Source organism: Shinella sp. R2-11 (assembly GCF_055330205.1).
In genome coordinates this window covers 390121-405682 of record NZ_JBVAPC010000001.1, presented here as the reverse complement: position 1 = coordinate 405682, position 15562 = coordinate 390121, and the positions used below count along the sequence as shown (strand labels likewise).

Sequence of the window (15562 nt, the reverse complement as noted above, 5' to 3'; positions counted from 1 at the left end):
AGTGCCGTCTCGGCTGTGAACTTGCGCCGCAACCGATTGCTGCCATTTCGAATTTCCCCTACATTGACCAAACGGTAAAAGACGCATTTCAAAAACGCGCAATCAACCAGAGGGGACGTTCATGCAAAGCAATTTCGGCATTTCCAGACGCCGGCTGATCCAGGCCGCCGGCGCATCCGCGTTTGTTGCGACAGCGGGCCTGCCGGGCCGCCTCTTCGCGGCCGAGCCGATCAAGGTCGCGGCGGTCTACACCGTTCCGGTCGAGCAGCAATGGGTCAGCCGCATCCACAAGGCCGCGAACGCCGCCAAGGACCGCGGCGACATCGAATATGCCTATTCGGAAAACACCGCCAACAACGACTATGAGCGCGTCATGCGCGAATATTGCGAGGCCGGGCACAAGCTCATCCTCGGCGAGGTCTTCGGCGTCGAGGATGCCGCGCGCGCCGTCGCGCGCGACTATCCCGACGTCGCCTTCCTGATGGGTTCGAGCTTCAAGCCCGATCCGGACCTGCCGAACTTCTCCGTCTTCGACAACTATATCCAGGATGCCTCCTATCTCTCCGGCCTCGTCGCCGGCGCGCTGACCAAGTCGAAGAACATCGGCATGGTGGGCGGCTATCCGATCCCGGAGGTCAACCGCCTGATGAACGCCTTCATGGCGGGCGTGAAGGAAGTCGCGCCGGACACCAGGTTCCAGGTCGCCTTCATCGGCTCGTGGTTCGATCCGCCCAAGGCCAAGGAAACCGCCTTCGCCCAGATCGACGGCGGCGCCGACCTGCTCTATGCCGAGCGCTTCGGCGTTTCCGACGCGGCCAAGGAGAAGAAGGTGCTTGCCATCGGCAACGTCATCGACACGCAGGCCGACTATCCCGACACCGTCGCCGCCTCGGCGCTGTGGCACTTCGAGCCGACCCTCGACAAGGCGATCGCCGAAGTGAAGGCCGGCACCTTCAAGGCCGACGACTACGGCGTCTATTCCTTCATGAAGAACGGCGGCTGTTCGCTCGCGCCGCTCGGCACCTTCGAAGGCAAGGTTCCCGACGAGATCAAGGCGAAGATCGCGGAGAAGGAAAAGGCGATCAAGGACGATTCCTTCACCGTCGCGGTCGACGACAGCGAGCCGAAATCCAGCTAAGTCCCTTCGCCCGGGGGCGGCCGCGCCGCGGCCCCTCCCGGGCGGACAAGACCGCCCTTTCCCACCGTTCTTCCGGTCCGTATCGCCGTGTCCAGTACCCCTGTCCTTCGCCTTTCCGGCATCAGCAAGCGTTTCGGTCCGCTGAGGGCCAACGACGCGATCTCCTTCGAGCTGAAACGCGGCGAGGTCATTGCCCTTCTCGGCGAGAACGGCGCCGGCAAGACGACGCTGATGAACATTCTCTTCGGCCACTATGTCGCCGACGAGGGAACCGTCGAGGCCTTCGGCACGCCCCTGCCGCCGGGCGATCCGCGCGCGGCGCTTAATGCCGGCATCGGCATGGTGCACCAGCACTTCACGCTCGCCGACAACATGACGGTGCAGGAAAACATTGCGCTCGGCACGCAAAGCCTCTGGAGCCCGCGGCTCGACAGGTCCGCCGCGCGCCGGCGCATCGAGGAACTGTCCGCCGACTTCGGCCTCGCCGTCGATCCCGCCGCCACCGTCGCCACCCTTTCGGTCGGCGAGCGCCAGCGGGTGGAGATCCTGAAGGCGCTTTACCGCGATGCCCGGATCCTGATCCTCGACGAACCGACGGCGGTGCTGACGCCCGCCGAGACGGAGGCCCTGTTCCGCACGCTGAAGCTGCTCGTCGCCAAGGGCCTGTCGATCATCTTCATCTCGCACAAGCTGCAGGAGGTCATGGCGGTCAGCGACCGCGTGCTCGTGCTGCGCGCCGGCAAGCTCGTCGGCGAGCGCGAGACGGCCGCGACCGACCGCAGGGAACTCGCCGCCCTGATGGTCGGCCAGGAGGTGAAACCGGCGGAGGTCAGCCCGGTGAGGCTCGGCGCGCCGCTCCTGACACTCGACCGCGTCTCCACCGCCCCGCACAACGGGGCCGGGCTTGCCGACGTGTCGCTCACCCTCACAGCCGGCGAGATCACCGGCCTTGCCGGCGTATCGGGCAACGGCCAGGCGGCCCTTGCCGCCCTGCTGTCCGGCACCCAGCGCCCGACCGGCGGCCGCATCTCCATCGCCGACCGGGAGGTCAGCGACTGGTCGCCGCGCACCGCGCTTTCCCACGGCATCGCCCGCATTCCCGAGGACCGCCATGCCGTCGGCACCATCGGCGACATGAGCGTCACGGAGAACGTGATCGCCGAGCACTATGGCAGCCCGCGCTTCAGCCGCATGGGCTTCCTTAACTGGAAGGCGGCCCGCCGCTTCGCCGAGAAGATCATCGCCGACTACGACGTCAAATGCCCGTCGCCGGAGGCGCGCATCCGCCTGCTCTCCGGCGGCAACATGCAGAAGCTCATCCTCGGCCGCGCGCTCGATCCCGATCCGGCGGTCATCCTTGCCAGCCAGCCGACCCGCGGGCTCGATGTCGGCGCCGTCGCCTATGTCCATCGCATGCTGCTGGCGGCGCGCGACCGGGGCGCGGCGATCCTGCTGATCTCGGAAGACCTGGAGGAAATCCTGGCGCTGTCCGACCGGATCACCGTCATGTCGGCAGGACGCCTTTCGGCGCCGTCCGCGCGCGGCGAAAGGACCATCCGGGAACTGGGAGAACTGATGGCGGGCCATAGCGGGGAGCACAGCGATCATGCGGCTTGAGCCGAAGCCCGCACCGTCATTGGCGGTCACCCTGTTGTTCCCGCTGGCGGCGATCGTCACGACGCTGGTGCTGACGTCGATCCTCGTCCTCACCGCCGGCGCGTCGCCGCTGTCGGTCTTTTATCTCGTCGCCAGGGGTGCCGCCGGTTCGCAATTCGCGCTGATGGAGACCCTGACGCGCGCGACGCCGCTGATCTTCACCGGCCTTGCCATCGCCGTCGCCTTCCGCGCGCGGCTGTGGAACATCGGCGCCGAGGCCCAGCTCTATATGGGCGGCATCGTCACCGTGGCGCTCGGAACCGGGGCGCTGCCGCTGCCCTCCTTCATCCTGATCCCCGTGCTGATGATCGCCGCCATGGCGGCCGGCGCCCTCATCCTGCTCGGCCCGGCCGTGTTGAAGACGCGGTTCGGCGTCGACGAGGTGGTCACGACGCTGCTGCTCAACTTCATCGTGCTCCTCTTCGTCTCGATGCTGCTCGACGGCGTGCTGAAGGACCCGATGGGGCTCGGCTGGCCGCAATCGCAGAAGGTCATCGCCGAGGCGCAGTTGCCGCGCCTCATCCAGGGCAAGCGCCTGCACTACGGCTTCGTCATCGCCATCGCGGCCGCGGCCGTCGTCTGGATGATCACGAAGAAGACCCTGCTCGGCTACGAGATGCGCGCCGTCGGGCACAATGCCGAGGGCGCGCGCTTCGTCGGCATCCCGGTCAACCGCGTGCTGATGAAGACGGCGCTGCTTTCGGGCGGCCTTGCGGCCCTTGCCGGCTTTTCGGAAGTGTCGGGGCTCAAGGGCAACCTGACGCTCGACCTCTCGCCCGGCTACGGCTACACCGGCATCGTCGTGGCGATGCTCGCCATGCTCAATCCTCTCGGCGTCGTCGCCTCCGCCATCTTCGTCGCCGGCATCTTCGTCGGCGCGGATGCCATGAGCCGCGCGGCCAAGGTGCCGAGCTACATCGCCGACGTGATGGTCGCCACATCGCTGCTGACCATGGTGGTCGCAATCCTTCTGACCCGCTTCAAGATCAGGTGGAGGTGACATGGACGCGCTGGACATCCTCTTTTCCGCCTCCTTCTGGGTCGCCGCCATCCGCATCGCCTCGCCGCTGATCTTCGCCACCATGGGCGAATTGATCTGCGAACGCGCGGGCGTCCTCAATCTCGGCATCGAGGGCATCATGACGGCGGGCGCCTTCGCCGGCTGGTTCACCGTCTATGCCGGCGGCGATCTCTGGACGGGGCTTGTGGTCGCCTCCCTCGTCGGCGCGCTGTTCGGCCTGCTGCACGCCACGCTCACCGTGCCGCTCGGCCTGTCGCAGCATGTCGTCGGCATCGGCGTGACGCTGCTGGCCACCAGCCTCACCTACTTCACCTACCGCCTCCTCCTGCCGGAGGTAACGTCGCCGCCGAAGATCGAGCCGTTCCAGCCCTGGCCCGTCCCGGGCCTGTCGAAGATCCCCGTGATCGGCGAGGCGCTGTTCACGCAAACGCCGCTGACCTATCTCGCCTTCCTCTCGGTGGCGGTCGTCGCCTGGACCCTCTACCGGACGCCGGTCGGCCTTGCCGTGAGGGCGGCCGGCGAAAATCCGTCGGCCGTCGAGGCACAGGGCATTTCGGTGACCGGCATCCGCATGGGCGCGGTCGTCGCCGGCAGCGCGCTGATGGCGCTCGGCGGCGCCTTCCTCACCACCTCGGCCTTCAACTCCTTCTTCTTCCAGATGATCAACGGCCGGGGCTGGATCTGCATCGCGCTCGTCGTCTTCGGCTCCTGGCGGCCGGGCAAGGTGCTGATCGGCGCCATCCTGTTCGCCGCCTTCGATGCCTACCAGGTCCGTCTCCAGCAGATATCGGGCGGCATCGTGCCCTACCAGGTCTTCCTGATGATGCCCTATGCGCTGTCGATCCTGGCGCTGATCCTGGTCGCGCGCCGCGCCACCTATCCCAAAGCTCTGATGATACCCTACCAGAAAGGCGAAAGATGAGTTTCGACCTGATCGTGAAGGGCGGTACGCTGCCCGATGGAACCGTCGCCGATATCGGCATCAAGGGCGAGAAGATCGCCGCCATCGAGCCACGCCTCGAAGCGGAGGCCGGCCGTTTGGTCGACGCCACCGGCAACCTCGTCAGCCAGCCCTTCATCGACCCGCATTTCCACATGGATGCGACGCTGTCCTACGGCCTGCCGCGCATCAATGCCTCCGGCACGCTGCTCGAAGGCATCGCGCTCTGGGGCGAGCTGAAGCCGCTCCTCACCCATGAAGCCGTCAAGGAACGGGCGCTCGCCTATTGCGACTGGGCCGTCTCGATGGGCCTGCTCGCCATCCGCACCCATGTCGATACCTGCGACGACCGGCTTCTGGCGGTCGAGGCGCTGCTCGAGGTGAAGAAGGAGATCGCGCCCTATATCGACCTCCAGCTCGTCGCCTTCCCGCAGGACGGCCTCTACCGCTCTCCCAATGCGCGCGAAAACACCATCCGCGCGCTCGACCTCGGCGTCGACATCGTCGGCGGCATTCCGCATTTCGAGCGCACCATGGAAGATGGCAGGCGCTCCGTCACGGAGCTTTGCGAGATCGCCGCCAAGCGCAGCCTGATGGTCGACCTGCATTGCGACGAGACCGACGATCCGCTGTCCCGCCATATCGAGCAGCTCGCCTACGAGACCCAGCGCCTCGGCCTGCAGGGCCGCGTGGCGGGCTCCCACCTGACGTCCATGCACTCCATGGACAACTATTACGTTTCGAAACTGCTGCCGCTGATCGCCGAGGCCGGAGTGTCGGCCATTCCCAATCCGCTGATCAACATCATGCTGCAAGGCCGGCACGATACCTATCCCAAGCGCCGCGGCATGACCCGCGTGCCGGAAATGCTGAAACACGGCATCCGCGTCGGCTGGGGCCAGGACTGCGTGCTCGACCCCTGGTATTCGCTCGGCACCGCGGACATGCTCGACGTCGCCTTCATGGGCCTGCACGTCGCGCAGATGTCCTCGCCGGCCGACATGCGCACCTGCTTCGACATGGTCACCAAGGTCAATGCCGCGATCATGGGGCTCGATTATCTCGGACTGGAGGTCGGCAAGACGGCAAGCCTCGTGGTGCTCGACGCGGGCAATCCCATCGAGGCGGTGCGTCTGCGGGCCGAGCGGCTCTGCGTCGTCGCGAAGGGCAAGATCGTGGCCGAACGCGAAAAGCGCGACACCGCCCTTTCCATCAAGGGCCGCCCGTCGAGCATCAACCGCCGCCATGTCGTGCCGCCGCAGGCGCAGTGAAGAGCCGGGAGCGCGCCGGATCCGGACCCGTCCGGTGCTGCGACCCTATTGCCCTTTCAACGGGGCAGCCGATACGTTAAAAGTGGCGTGACGGATACCTGTTATACTCCAACGCCGGCGGCGGCTTCGGACGATACCGATGCGGATGACGCTTCATACCGACTATGCCTTGCGCATGCTGATCTATCTCGCCACGCGGCGGGACGGTGTCTGCACCGTCAACGACGTGGCGGAGGCCTACGGGCTTTCGCGCAACCACCTTCTCAAGGTGGCGCAGACGCTGCGCGATCTCGACCTCGTGGAGACCGTGCGCGGCCGCAGCGGCGGCATCCGCCTCGGCAAGGCGCCCGACGAAATCGGCATCGGGGCATTGGTGCGGGCGACGGAGGAAGAATTCTCGCTCGCCGAATGCATGCAGGCCGAGGGACGCGGCTGCGTCATCTCGCCGGCCTGCCGGCTGAAGGGCATGCTGCACGAGGCGCTCGGCGCCTTCCTGGCCGTTCTCGACAAATACACGCTGGCGGACATCGTGCGCGACCGGGCCCTGCTACGCCCGCTGCTCGGCATCGATATCCAGGCGGCATGAGGGAAGCGGCGATGCTGGTGGAGACGTGCCCATGACCGTGCCGTTCGTTCTCAATCGGGATGTGGATGGGGAATTCCTGCTGCCGGCGGACATGCTGGCCGAGCGGTTCGGCTGGCCGACGCAGACTTTCCGCGACTACATGCGCCGGGGTCTCGTCGTCTCGCGCGTCGAGCGCGGCGAGGGAGAGGATGCCGGCCGGTGGCGGCTTTCGGTGCGCTGCGGAAACCGGCGCTGGCAGGCCGTGGTGGAGGCCGACGGCACGATCGGCGCGCAGCACCTCGACGTCCTCTCCAATTCAGGCCCCGCGCCCCGGCGGTAGCCGGGCTTCCGCGCGGAGCCGCGCACCACGCATGCTCACGATCTAGACGAAGATCATCACGGCCGCATAGCCGATCGCGATCAGGATCAGGCCGGCGACGAGCATCGGCACAAGGCTGCTTCCCTCGATATCTCTGCCGCTGACATGCTCGCCGGAGAACACCAGAGGCTTGCGGATTTCGTTCTGATCCATGACCGCTCCTTTTAATGAGGTAAATAATATACCACTTTAACATAGCCAGCGACGCGACAAAATAGCGCCGTTCGCCGCCACGATGCGCGCTGGGAACGATGAATGGGGAATAGAGGTGAACGGTGGCCAACGGAGCGTGCGGAAGACCCGTCACGCTTGCCTAATCTGGCTCCGTGACTGGCGAGCCATGGCTTCAGCGACGTCCGTGCGGCATTCCATCCGCAAACGCTTCAAGCCTTATAGAAATATCCGGATGCATGTCCCCACGGCCGCCGCTCTTTACGATGGGCGGAAAACGTCGTGGGTGCCGCCCTTACGCCGCGGCGATAGCTCCATCTACCTGCACTGCGACTTCCACCGCGATCCTCGCCATTTCAAGCGCAGCCTCCCGGGTCTTCGCCGCGGCGATGAAGCGGCCGTTGTGGCAGAAGGTTGCGCCGGCAACGCCGCAAGCCGCGGCAAGGTTCTCGCCGGTCAGGCCGGCCCAGGCCGCGGGAAGATCGGCCCGCAGCTCGAAGCCGTCGCTCGACCGCCGGATGCCCGTCAGGCACCAGTCGGTATCGCGAGGATGGACAACGAAAAGGAGATGGCCAGCGCCCGCCTTCACGATGGCCGGCCGGAAGGGCATCCCCATCGGCAGTTCGAGCACGCGCCCATCGCCGGCCGCGGCGATCGCCCCGAACACGATGGCCTCGGCACGCAGTTTCGCGGCCGCCTGCCCTATGGTCGCCTCCACGAAGCTGCGCGCGATCGCAAGCGCAGCGTGAAAGGCCCGGTCGTCCGCATCCGGCGCCCGGTCGTCGAAGACCGGCTTGAGCGTTTCCAGAAGGACCGGCAGGGTCAGCTTGCTCAGGGCGCCGGCCGCCGAGGGGCTGAGCGCGCCGTTATCCATCAAGTCGACCGGCAACACGAAATCGAGGTCGAAGCCCGCATGGAGGGCATCGATATCGGAGGCGGGAATGCCGAGGTCCTTCAGGAAGTCCCGGCCGAACCGGCGCCATATCAGCCCGAACGAGCTGAACGGCTGGCCATCGTCGCGTAGCGGCGCGCCGCGCTGGTGATGATCGAAAATCCCGGCGGCCGGATCATAGGCGCCGCCGACGTCATAGACGATCCTGTCGGGACCCGGCGCAATCCATTCGGGCGCCCGGCTGCGAACGAGGCGGGCAGCAGGAAACAGGCGCGTCAGGATCACGCTCGACAGCAGCTCGTCCGCATGGAAGCCGCCGGAATGGGTTACGAGAAAGTCGGGGGCCATGCCGGTCAACCTGTCGATGGTTCTGCGTTTCGGATCACCGGGGTCGGATACCGGTTGGGCATCGCGGTTTCAAGGGGCGCGCATTCGCCGTGGCGCGGTTCAGTCGCGCGCGCCGTCGGCGAGCGATGAAAGGCCGGGCAGATCGCGGATCAGCAGCTTCTGCCGGCCGCCCTCGACGAGGCCGCGGGACTCCCAGGCGCTCAGGATGCGCGAAACGGTGTGCAGCGTCGTGCCGGTCATTTCGGCGATGTCCTGCCGCGAGATCGGGAAGTCGATACGCACGCCATCCGCTTCCTTCTTTCCGGCCTGCTGCGAGAGCCGCAGCACGGCATGGGCGACGCGGCGCTCCACCTCCTGCGTCGACATTTCGCGGATGCGGGTATGGGCCTCTTCCAGCCGCTGGCCGATCGTCTGCATGGCGGTGACGGCAAGGCGGGGATTCTGCTCGACGAAATGCGGCCAGAGGTCCGTCGGCCAGCCGAGGATCACGCTTTCCGTCGCCGCCCGCGCGGTGCCGGGATAATCCGCCCGCTGGAGGGCCTTGGCGAAGCCGAAGAGATCGCCGGGATGGACGACGCGCACGATGATCTGCTGGCCGTCCTCGGTCACCTGCGTCACCTTGAGCCGGCCATGCAGGAGGAGGAAGAAGCTCGCCGCCTGCTGGCCCTGCTCGAAGACGGCGTCGCCCTGCGCCACGCGGCGCGCGGTCGCATGGGCGAGAAGCCTGTCGAGGTCCTCGTCGCTCATCCTTTCGAACAGGGCGAGCGAGCGGACGACGGTCCGGTCGATTTTCAAGGTCGCGTTCCTCTCGCGTGCCGTCATCGGCGTGAAGGTTACCGGCTTCTATCACGCCTTGCCGCCCGCCGGAAGTTCAGAGCGGGATGCCGCGCGCCCGAAATGCGGCGAGGAGCGGCGCGTACCAGCGGGTATCCTTGACGAGCCGGAACCCCACATTGTCCGGCGGCACGCCGACGGCGCAGCCGCCGCCCTTGGGATTGCGCACGAAGGAACTCATCGCCGCGCGGTGCTTGCCGCTGGCGACATAGATGCCGCAGGAGGAGGTGTCGTTCAGCACCTCGCCCGCCCTGTCGAGGTTGACGCGGCGGTTGCAGGTCGTCGTCCATTCCCAGACATTGCCGGCGAAATCGGCAAGGCCGTATTCGTTCTCGCCGAAGCGGCCGAGCGGCTGGGGAACGGGATCGCGCGAGGCCTTGCGCGCCGTCTCGCGGCGATAGTCCGCCAGCCAGCGATCCGCCGGATTGGTGCTGTCGATATCGACGCCGAGCGCATCGTCGGGGAAGCGGTCCCCGGCGGCGAAGGCGAGGTCCCGGTCGCTCGGCAGCGTCCAGACCTCGCCGGTGCGCGCGCTGAGCCAGGCGGCATAGGCGGCCGCGTCGTCATAGCTGACGCCGGTCGCGGGCGTGTCGGCGGCGTCCTTCGGGGCGAAGCCGGGCTCGGCCGCCGCGCAGGCGCCGTCCGCCATGCAGCGCCCGTAATCGGCGGCCGTGACCTGGTATTTCATGATGGTGAGCGCACGGCTTGCCGTGACTGTCTTCAGCGGCCCGTCGACGGCATAGCCGGCGCGGTAGAACTCGCCGCTCTCGCGATAGGTGAAGCTGCGCGGGGCGATCTCCACCGTCAGCGGCTCGTCCAGCACATGGCCCGCCGGCGCGCCGCCGACGAGGTCGGTCTTGACCGCGAGCGCCCCGGCGAGGGCGGCGAGCAAGAGGGCGGGAAGGGTGAGCGACGTCCAGGATGTGCCCGATGTCAATGCAGCCATGATGGCCTCCTTGCACCGCGTCCGGACGATCGTTCGGCGTCCGGGACGGCGCCGATGGGGACCCGGACCGCCGGCGGCGGCCCGGAAGGATGCGCCCGCCGAAGGACGGGCGCACCGGGGAGCGTCAGACGCCGCTCGGCGGCGTGACCGAGGTCATCAGGTCGTCGTTCCAATCGCCCGTGACCGTGAAATGCGCGGCCGCACCGAGCTCGAAGGCCTCGATCAGGTTGTGGTTGACATAGGCGTAGATGCCCGGCTGCTGGAAGGTGTAGAAGGCCGCGCCCGCCGTGCCGCCCGGAATGAACCAGGTCTCCTGGTCGACATCCGGCACGTTGCGGAACTTGCCGGTCGACCAGACATAGTCGCCATGGCCGCCGATGAGGTGCGGGCGGGTGTCGCGGTTGGCCTGCGAATGCACGATCAGCACCTTCTCGCCCACTTCGGCCTTCAGGGCATTCTCGCCGGTGAGGGCCCCGACCGCGCCGTTGAAGACGATGTGGCTCGGGGTCAGCGTGCGCATGACCTTCAGCGTGTCGTCATAGGCTTCGCCGACGCTGTCGTACTTCTTGTAGTTCCCCGCTTCGTCGCGGGGCACGTAGAAGTCCTGCTCGCCGACATAGTAGACGCGGTCGTAGGTCAGCTCCTTGCCGTGCCCGTCCGTCAGGCCCTCGCGCGGCAGCACCATGATGGCGCCGTTCATGCCCGAGGTGACGTGCCAGGGCACCATTCCGGGAGGTGCGCAATGGTAGACAAAGACGCCGGCCTTGGTGGCCTTGAAGCGCAGCACCGTCCGCTCGCCGGGATTGACCACGGTCAGCCCGCCGCCGCCGAGGGCGCCGGTGGCCGAATGGAAGTCGATATTGTGCTGCAGCTCGTTGGTCTCGGGGTTGATGAGCGTCAGCTCCACATAGTCGCCCTGGTGCACCACCATCAGCGGGCCGGGGACCGAGCCGTTGAAGGTCATGGCATGGACTTCCGTGCCCTTGTCGTCGAGGATCATCTTCTTTTCCTCGATCGTCATGGTGAATTCGTAGATCTTGGGTCCGCCTTCGGCCTTCTGGCTATGGGCGTGGACGAAGGGCGGCTTGACCAGCTCGACCTTCACCCGCTCCAGCTTGGCGATGTCGGCCGGTGCGGCCTTGCCGGCTTCCGCCGCGCCGCCCTCGGCATGCGCCATCGAGGCCGCAATGATCGGCGTCAGGACGCCCGCGAAGGCGGCTCCGCCCAGGATCGTGCGGCGAGTCATCTGAAGCTGCTCAGTCATTGCTTTATCTCCTTTTCAAAGGACGAGGCGGTGTATCGCCCTGTCCCTTCTGTTCTAGGAGCATTCTCGCCGCCCTCTTTGTGTTGGCTCAAATTACCCCTTCAGGTTGCTGCGGCATTTTGGCAGGCGCCGATTTGCTCTTTGCCATCTCGCAAAGAAGCGGCCCCGCGCCTGCCCTAGAAGGGACCGGTCATTTGCAAAGGAGCAGCGATCATGACTGCAAGCCAACCCGCCGCGCGCGTCAGCCGCGCCGTCCCGCGCGGCCTTTCCCGCACGGGGCCGGTGCTGTTTTCCTACGGTTTCCGGCCCTTCTTCCTCGGCGGCGGCCTCTGGGCCATCGTGGCGATGGCCTTGTGGATCGCGGCGATCTCCGGGCGGATCGACCTTGCCGGCGACTATGGCGCGGCCAACTGGCATGCGCATGAAATGCTCTTCGGCTTCGCCTCCGCCGTGCTCGCCGGCTTCCTGCTGACGGCCGTGCCGAACTGGACGGGGCGCCTGCCGGTGTCGGGCTGGCCGCTCGGCGGCCTCTTCGCCCTCTGGTGCGCCGGACGCCTCGCGCTGCTTGCCACGGACGGGATCGGCGTCGTGGCCGCGGCCGTGATCGACGGGCTGTTCCTTCCCGTGCTGCTCGCCATCTGCACGCGCGAAGTGGTGGCGGGCCGCAAGTGGAAGGACCTGAAGGTGCTGGGCGGCCTGCTGGCGCTGTCGCTCGCCAACGGCATCTTCCATGTCGCGGTGATCGATGGCGGCCATGACCACATGGCGCTGCGCCTTGCCGTTTCGGCCTATATCGTGCTGGTGATGATCATCGGCGGCCGCATCGTGCCGAGCTTCACGCGCAACTGGCTGAACAAGTTCGGCCGCACGGATTTTCCCGTGCCGTATAACCGCTACGACACTATCGCCATTCTCGCCGGCGTGGCGGCGCTCGCCGCCTGGGCGGTGGCGCCGGACCGTCCCGTCACGGCGGTGCTCGGCCCTGCCGCCGCCCTCCTGCATGCCGTCCGCCTCTACCGCTGGCGCGGATGGACGGTGGCGCCGGAAAAGCTGCTGCTCGTGCTGCACGTCGCCTATGCCTTCATCCCGATCGGCCTTGCCGGCATCGGCGTCAGCGCGCTCGGCCTCCTGGAGGAGCGGTCGGTGCTGCATCTTCTTTCGGTTGGCGGGGTCGCCTGCATGATGCTGGCGGTGATGACGCGGGCAAGCCTCGGCCATACCGGCCATGCGCTGACGGCCTCGCGCCTGACGATCGCCGCCTATGCGGCCCTGATCCTCTGCGCGCTGGTGCGCCCGTTCGGCGAGATCCTGCCCGATGCGAGCGCCACGATCTATGCCGTCGCCGGCCTGCTCTGGATCATCGCCTTCGGCCTCTTCTCGTACGAATTTGCGCCGATCCTCGCGCGCAAGCGGCGCACGCCGCTCTGAAGGCGAAGACGGCCCGGAAATCTCCGGGCCGTCTCTCGTTCATGCGTCCATCATGTCCGGTGTCCAGGGCGGCTCGTAGGTCATATGCACTTCGGCATATTCCACGCCCGGCACATGCCAGACGCAATTGCCCACCGCTTCCTTCAGATAGCCGCTCGCCGGGCAGCCGCGCGTCGTCGTGGTCATGGTGACGCGGACGACGCCGCCCTCCTCCACCGCGACATCGTAGATCAGGCCGAGATCGACGATGTTGCGGCCGATCTCCGGGTCGATGATCATGCGCAGCGCATTGCGGATATCGTCCGCGAGCGCGGCCTTTTCCTCGTCTTCCATCACGCTCACCCCTTCGGCCGGCCAGCCCGCACGAGGATGCGGTAGGCGGTGCCGGCCTCGTCGAAATTGCCGGCCCACTGGTGGCCGCGCTTGACGAGCTCGGGGAACAGGAACACCGGCTCGCGCGAGAGCAGCGCGAAGAGCACCTCGCCCGCCTCCAGCTTCTCCGCGGCAGCGAGGAGGCGCACCATCGGTTCCGGCGGATCGAGGTCCGAGAGGTCGAGATGGAGGGAGGGATCGGGCCAGGTCTCCGGATTGCCGGCATCGGCCGAGGTCTCGACCGATGCGGCCGGCTGCGGCGTGAACAGCACTTCCCAATGGCCGTCCGCGATCTCGCGGGCCTCATGATCGAAGCCGCGACCCTCCATGACGCGGAAGAGCGGCTGCGGACGGAAGGGGGCGACGAGCTTCAGCCCCTGCCCCGGGGCGAGCTCCCGCACCGCCTGCATGATCTCCTGGAACGGCTCGCCGCCGTTCTGGAGGATCGGCCGCACGTCGAGGACTTTCGGTGCGATCTCGGTTGAAACATCGGGCATCGGTCATCTCCTTGAGAGGGAAAGGGGCAGGAAAAGGTGCGGCCGCACCGCGCCGTCCGGCGCGCGCAGCGCCGCCGGCACGATGGCGAGGCGGCGCGTGCGGATGAACTCGCGCATCAGGGCCAGCGTCGCGAGAAGCTGCACGCACAGGACGATGCGGAACATTTCCGCCGCGCCCGCAAGAAGCGCCAGCGCGGCGGCCGCCACCGCACCGTAGTATATCAGGAAGAGAATACGCGCGCGGCCTTCCTCTACAAGATCCTGCACCCGCGGCACCGGCGCGCGGCCGAGAACCGGCCCATAGGCTTCCAGCCAGGTGAGGAAGGCGACGATCTTGTAGAGCTGGGCAAGCCCCAGCCCCGTCAGCCAGCCGAAGACGAAGAGATAGACGAGCGCCGCGACGCCGCCCCCTTCCCGCACGGCGGGGATGTTGACGAGGAGGACGCAGACGGCGAGCGCGGCGAAGGCCGGAAAGGTCGCGCGGATGTTCAGCTCCGCCTGCTTGCGCCTGCGCGCGCGGTAGAGATGCAGGACATCGCCGCCATAGAGCAGCGCCGCTACCAGCGACAGGAGGAGCGCCGCGGCGAAGAGCAGGCCCATGCCGGAAAGGGCGAGAAGCACGAGCGGAATGCAGGCCGCGATGAGGCCGATCGCCAGCGCCGTCGCCCACCAGGCCGCATGGCTCGTCCTCCGCTCGGTTTCCGGTGCGAGCAGGAACATGGCGAGGAGGCGATAGCTGACGCCGACGGCGGTGATGCTGAGCCAGCCACCGAGCCCGAGCGCCGCATGCAGCCCCAGGCCGTCGGCGACCAGCCGGGCGAAGGGCTCGGTATCGACGAGGCCGGAAAGGGCGAGGGTGAAGGCCGCGCCGACGAGGATCGTCGCCGTGAGCGCGGCGAGCCCCAGGGCGACGAAACGGGCGGGCAGCGGCAGGGGCCGCGCCGCATGGAGCGTCGCGGCGAGGATGGCGACGACGAGGCCGAAGCCGAGGAGCAGCAGGCCGCCGCCGGCCGGCAGGAGAAGGAGCGGCAGGTCGACGAGGCCGGAAAGCGCGACGAAGCCGGCGACGAGCAGGCCGAGGCCGCCGACGACGAGCGCCAGCGCCGGGGCCGCGAACCGGCCGCCGACCAGCGGCCGGGCGATGAGCACCGGCACGAATTGCAGGAGCGCGCCCGCCATCAGCAGGCTCAGCCAGCCGATGGCGAGGACATGGACGAGGACCAGCGTCTCCGGCGCGCCGATGGCGGCGGCCGGATAGCCGTAGCCCAGGGCCATCAGCCCCTGCCCCGCAAGGAGCATCAGGCAGGCGACGGCGAAGTAGGACATGGTCCAGCGGGAAAGCGTGGCGCCCGGCATCTTGGTTCCTCCTCGCCGCGGAAGGCTCAGTGATCGGAGCCGCAGCAGCAGTCGCAGCCGCCGTCTTCCAGCCGGTCGATCTCGACGCGCCAGACCTCCGGCCCCTGCTCCAAGTAGTCCCAGCCGAACTGGCCGGGGAAATTCGTCTCGAGCTGGTAGTGCAGCGGACGCGGATCGTGGTCGCTGGTGATCAGCATCGACTTGCCGGGAAGCAGCGCGCCGAGCATGCCGAAGATGCGCGGATGGCGCTCGCGCGGCGGGACCGTGCGGACATCGATGAGGGGCTTTTCCTGAAGGTCTGACATGTTCGGGTGTTCCGTCCCGGCCGCTCCGGTTTGCGTTCCGCAAGGGCACGGCCCGACCCGAACGGAACCGGCCAAGGCTAGCGCCGCGCCCTTTCCGCCACTTTGACCATGCGCAAACAATTCCCGGTTTGCCGGGGCGATGGCGTCTTGCTTGGCTTTTCGCAAAGAAGCCCCGCGCG

At 67.4% G+C, this 15562-nt stretch carries 17 protein-coding genes; 8 read left to right on the top strand and 9 right to left on the bottom strand.

The genetic code is table 11. From position 1 onward, the window contains the following. The first annotated feature begins 121 nt into the window (after positions 1-121). From ACZ1A1_RS01990 to ACZ1A1_RS01960, 7 genes are all read left to right on the top strand, one after another. Complete coding sequence (locus tag ACZ1A1_RS01990) at positions 122-1138, top strand: BMP family protein (RefSeq protein WP_463618539.1); 1017 nt, start codon at positions 122-124, stop codon at positions 1136-1138. A gap of 87 nt (positions 1139-1225) precedes the next feature. Continuing rightward, positions 1226-2755, top strand: coding sequence for an ABC transporter ATP-binding protein (locus ACZ1A1_RS01985; RefSeq protein ID WP_463618538.1), 1530 nt, complete (start codon positions 1226-1228; stop codon positions 2753-2755). Then, positions 2745-3794, top strand: coding sequence for an ABC transporter permease (locus ACZ1A1_RS01980; RefSeq protein WP_463618537.1), 1050 nt, complete (start codon positions 2745-2747; stop codon positions 3792-3794). The genes ACZ1A1_RS01985 and ACZ1A1_RS01980 overlap by 11 nt, the downstream gene beginning before the upstream one ends. Position 3795: 1 nt before the next feature. After that, a complete protein-coding gene (locus ACZ1A1_RS01975; protein ID WP_463618536.1) occupies positions 3796-4737 on the top strand; it encodes an ABC transporter permease in 942 nt (313 codons plus the stop codon). Then, positions 4734-6026 (top strand): amidohydrolase family protein, encoded by a 1293-nt coding sequence (locus tag ACZ1A1_RS01970; RefSeq protein WP_463618535.1) that lies wholly within the window; start codon positions 4734-4736, stop codon positions 6024-6026. Before ACZ1A1_RS01975 ends, ACZ1A1_RS01970 begins: the two co-directional genes overlap by 4 nt. 145 nt (positions 6027-6171) lie before the next feature. Next, entirely contained in the window at positions 6172-6612 is a 441-nt protein-coding gene (locus tag ACZ1A1_RS01965) for an Rrf2 family transcriptional regulator (RefSeq protein WP_463618534.1), read from the top strand. A gap of 31 nt (positions 6613-6643) precedes the next feature. Then, positions 6644-6931, top strand: coding sequence for a DUF6522 family protein (locus ACZ1A1_RS01960; RefSeq protein ID WP_313192000.1), 288 nt, complete (start codon positions 6644-6646; stop codon positions 6929-6931). A 42-nt stretch (positions 6932-6973) separates the two neighbouring features. Here ACZ1A1_RS01960 and ACZ1A1_RS01955 read toward each other — a convergent pair whose 3' ends face one another. From ACZ1A1_RS01955 to nirK, 5 genes are all read right to left on the bottom strand, one after another. After that, positions 6974-7123 carry a hypothetical protein gene (locus tag ACZ1A1_RS01955; protein WP_313192001.1) on the bottom strand — a complete coding sequence of 50 codons (150 nt, stop codon included), beginning with the start codon at positions 7121-7123 and terminating at the stop codon, positions 6974-6976. A 313-nt stretch (positions 7124-7436) separates the two neighbouring features. Continuing rightward, complete coding sequence (locus tag ACZ1A1_RS01950) at positions 7437-8381, bottom strand: MYG1 family protein (protein ID WP_463618533.1); 945 nt, start codon at positions 8379-8381, stop codon at positions 7437-7439. 99 nt (positions 8382-8480) lie between these two features. Beyond that, positions 8481-9176 carry a Crp/Fnr family transcriptional regulator gene (locus tag ACZ1A1_RS01945; protein WP_415214786.1) on the bottom strand — a complete coding sequence of 232 codons (696 nt, stop codon included), beginning with the start codon at positions 9174-9176 and terminating at the stop codon, positions 8481-8483. 76 nt (positions 9177-9252) lie between these two features. After that, the gene (locus ACZ1A1_RS01940; protein ID WP_463618532.1) at positions 9253-10161 is read right to left on the bottom strand and encodes an SUMF1/EgtB/PvdO family nonheme iron enzyme; all 909 of its coding nucleotides are present in this window, start codon (positions 10159-10161) and stop codon (positions 9253-9255) included. A 124-nt stretch (positions 10162-10285) separates the two neighbouring features. Beyond that, a complete protein-coding gene (nirK, locus tag ACZ1A1_RS01935) occupies positions 10286-11425 on the bottom strand; it encodes a copper-containing nitrite reductase (protein WP_463618530.1) in 1140 nt (379 codons plus the stop codon). Between the two features lie 213 nt (positions 11426-11638). Here nirK and ACZ1A1_RS01930 point away from each other — a divergent pair, with 213 nt between their 5' ends. Then, entirely contained in the window at positions 11639-12853 is a 1215-nt protein-coding gene (locus ACZ1A1_RS01930) for an NnrS family protein (RefSeq protein ID WP_463618529.1), read from the top strand. A gap of 39 nt (positions 12854-12892) precedes the next feature. On the opposite strand, the gene ACZ1A1_RS01925 is transcribed toward ACZ1A1_RS01930, so the two are convergent. The 4 genes from ACZ1A1_RS01925 to ACZ1A1_RS01910 are packed head-to-tail and all read right to left on the bottom strand — an operon-like array spanning position 12893 to position 15383. Then, positions 12893-13186, bottom strand: coding sequence for a metal-sulfur cluster assembly factor (locus ACZ1A1_RS01925; protein WP_313192007.1), 294 nt, complete (start codon positions 13184-13186; stop codon positions 12893-12895). Positions 13187-13191: 5 nt separating this feature from the next. Beyond that, positions 13192-13722 (bottom strand): DUF2249 domain-containing protein, encoded by a 531-nt coding sequence (locus tag ACZ1A1_RS01920; protein ID WP_119255376.1) that lies wholly within the window; start codon positions 13720-13722, stop codon positions 13192-13194. A 3-nt stretch (positions 13723-13725) separates the two neighbouring features. After that, a complete protein-coding gene (locus tag ACZ1A1_RS01915) occupies positions 13726-15078 on the bottom strand; it encodes a hypothetical protein (protein ID WP_463618528.1) in 1353 nt (450 codons plus the stop codon). Positions 15079-15104: 26 nt separating this feature from the next. Continuing rightward, positions 15105-15383, bottom strand: coding sequence for a DUF2249 domain-containing protein (locus ACZ1A1_RS01910; RefSeq protein WP_119255378.1), 279 nt, complete (start codon positions 15381-15383; stop codon positions 15105-15107). Positions 15384-15562: the final 179 nt, after the last annotated feature.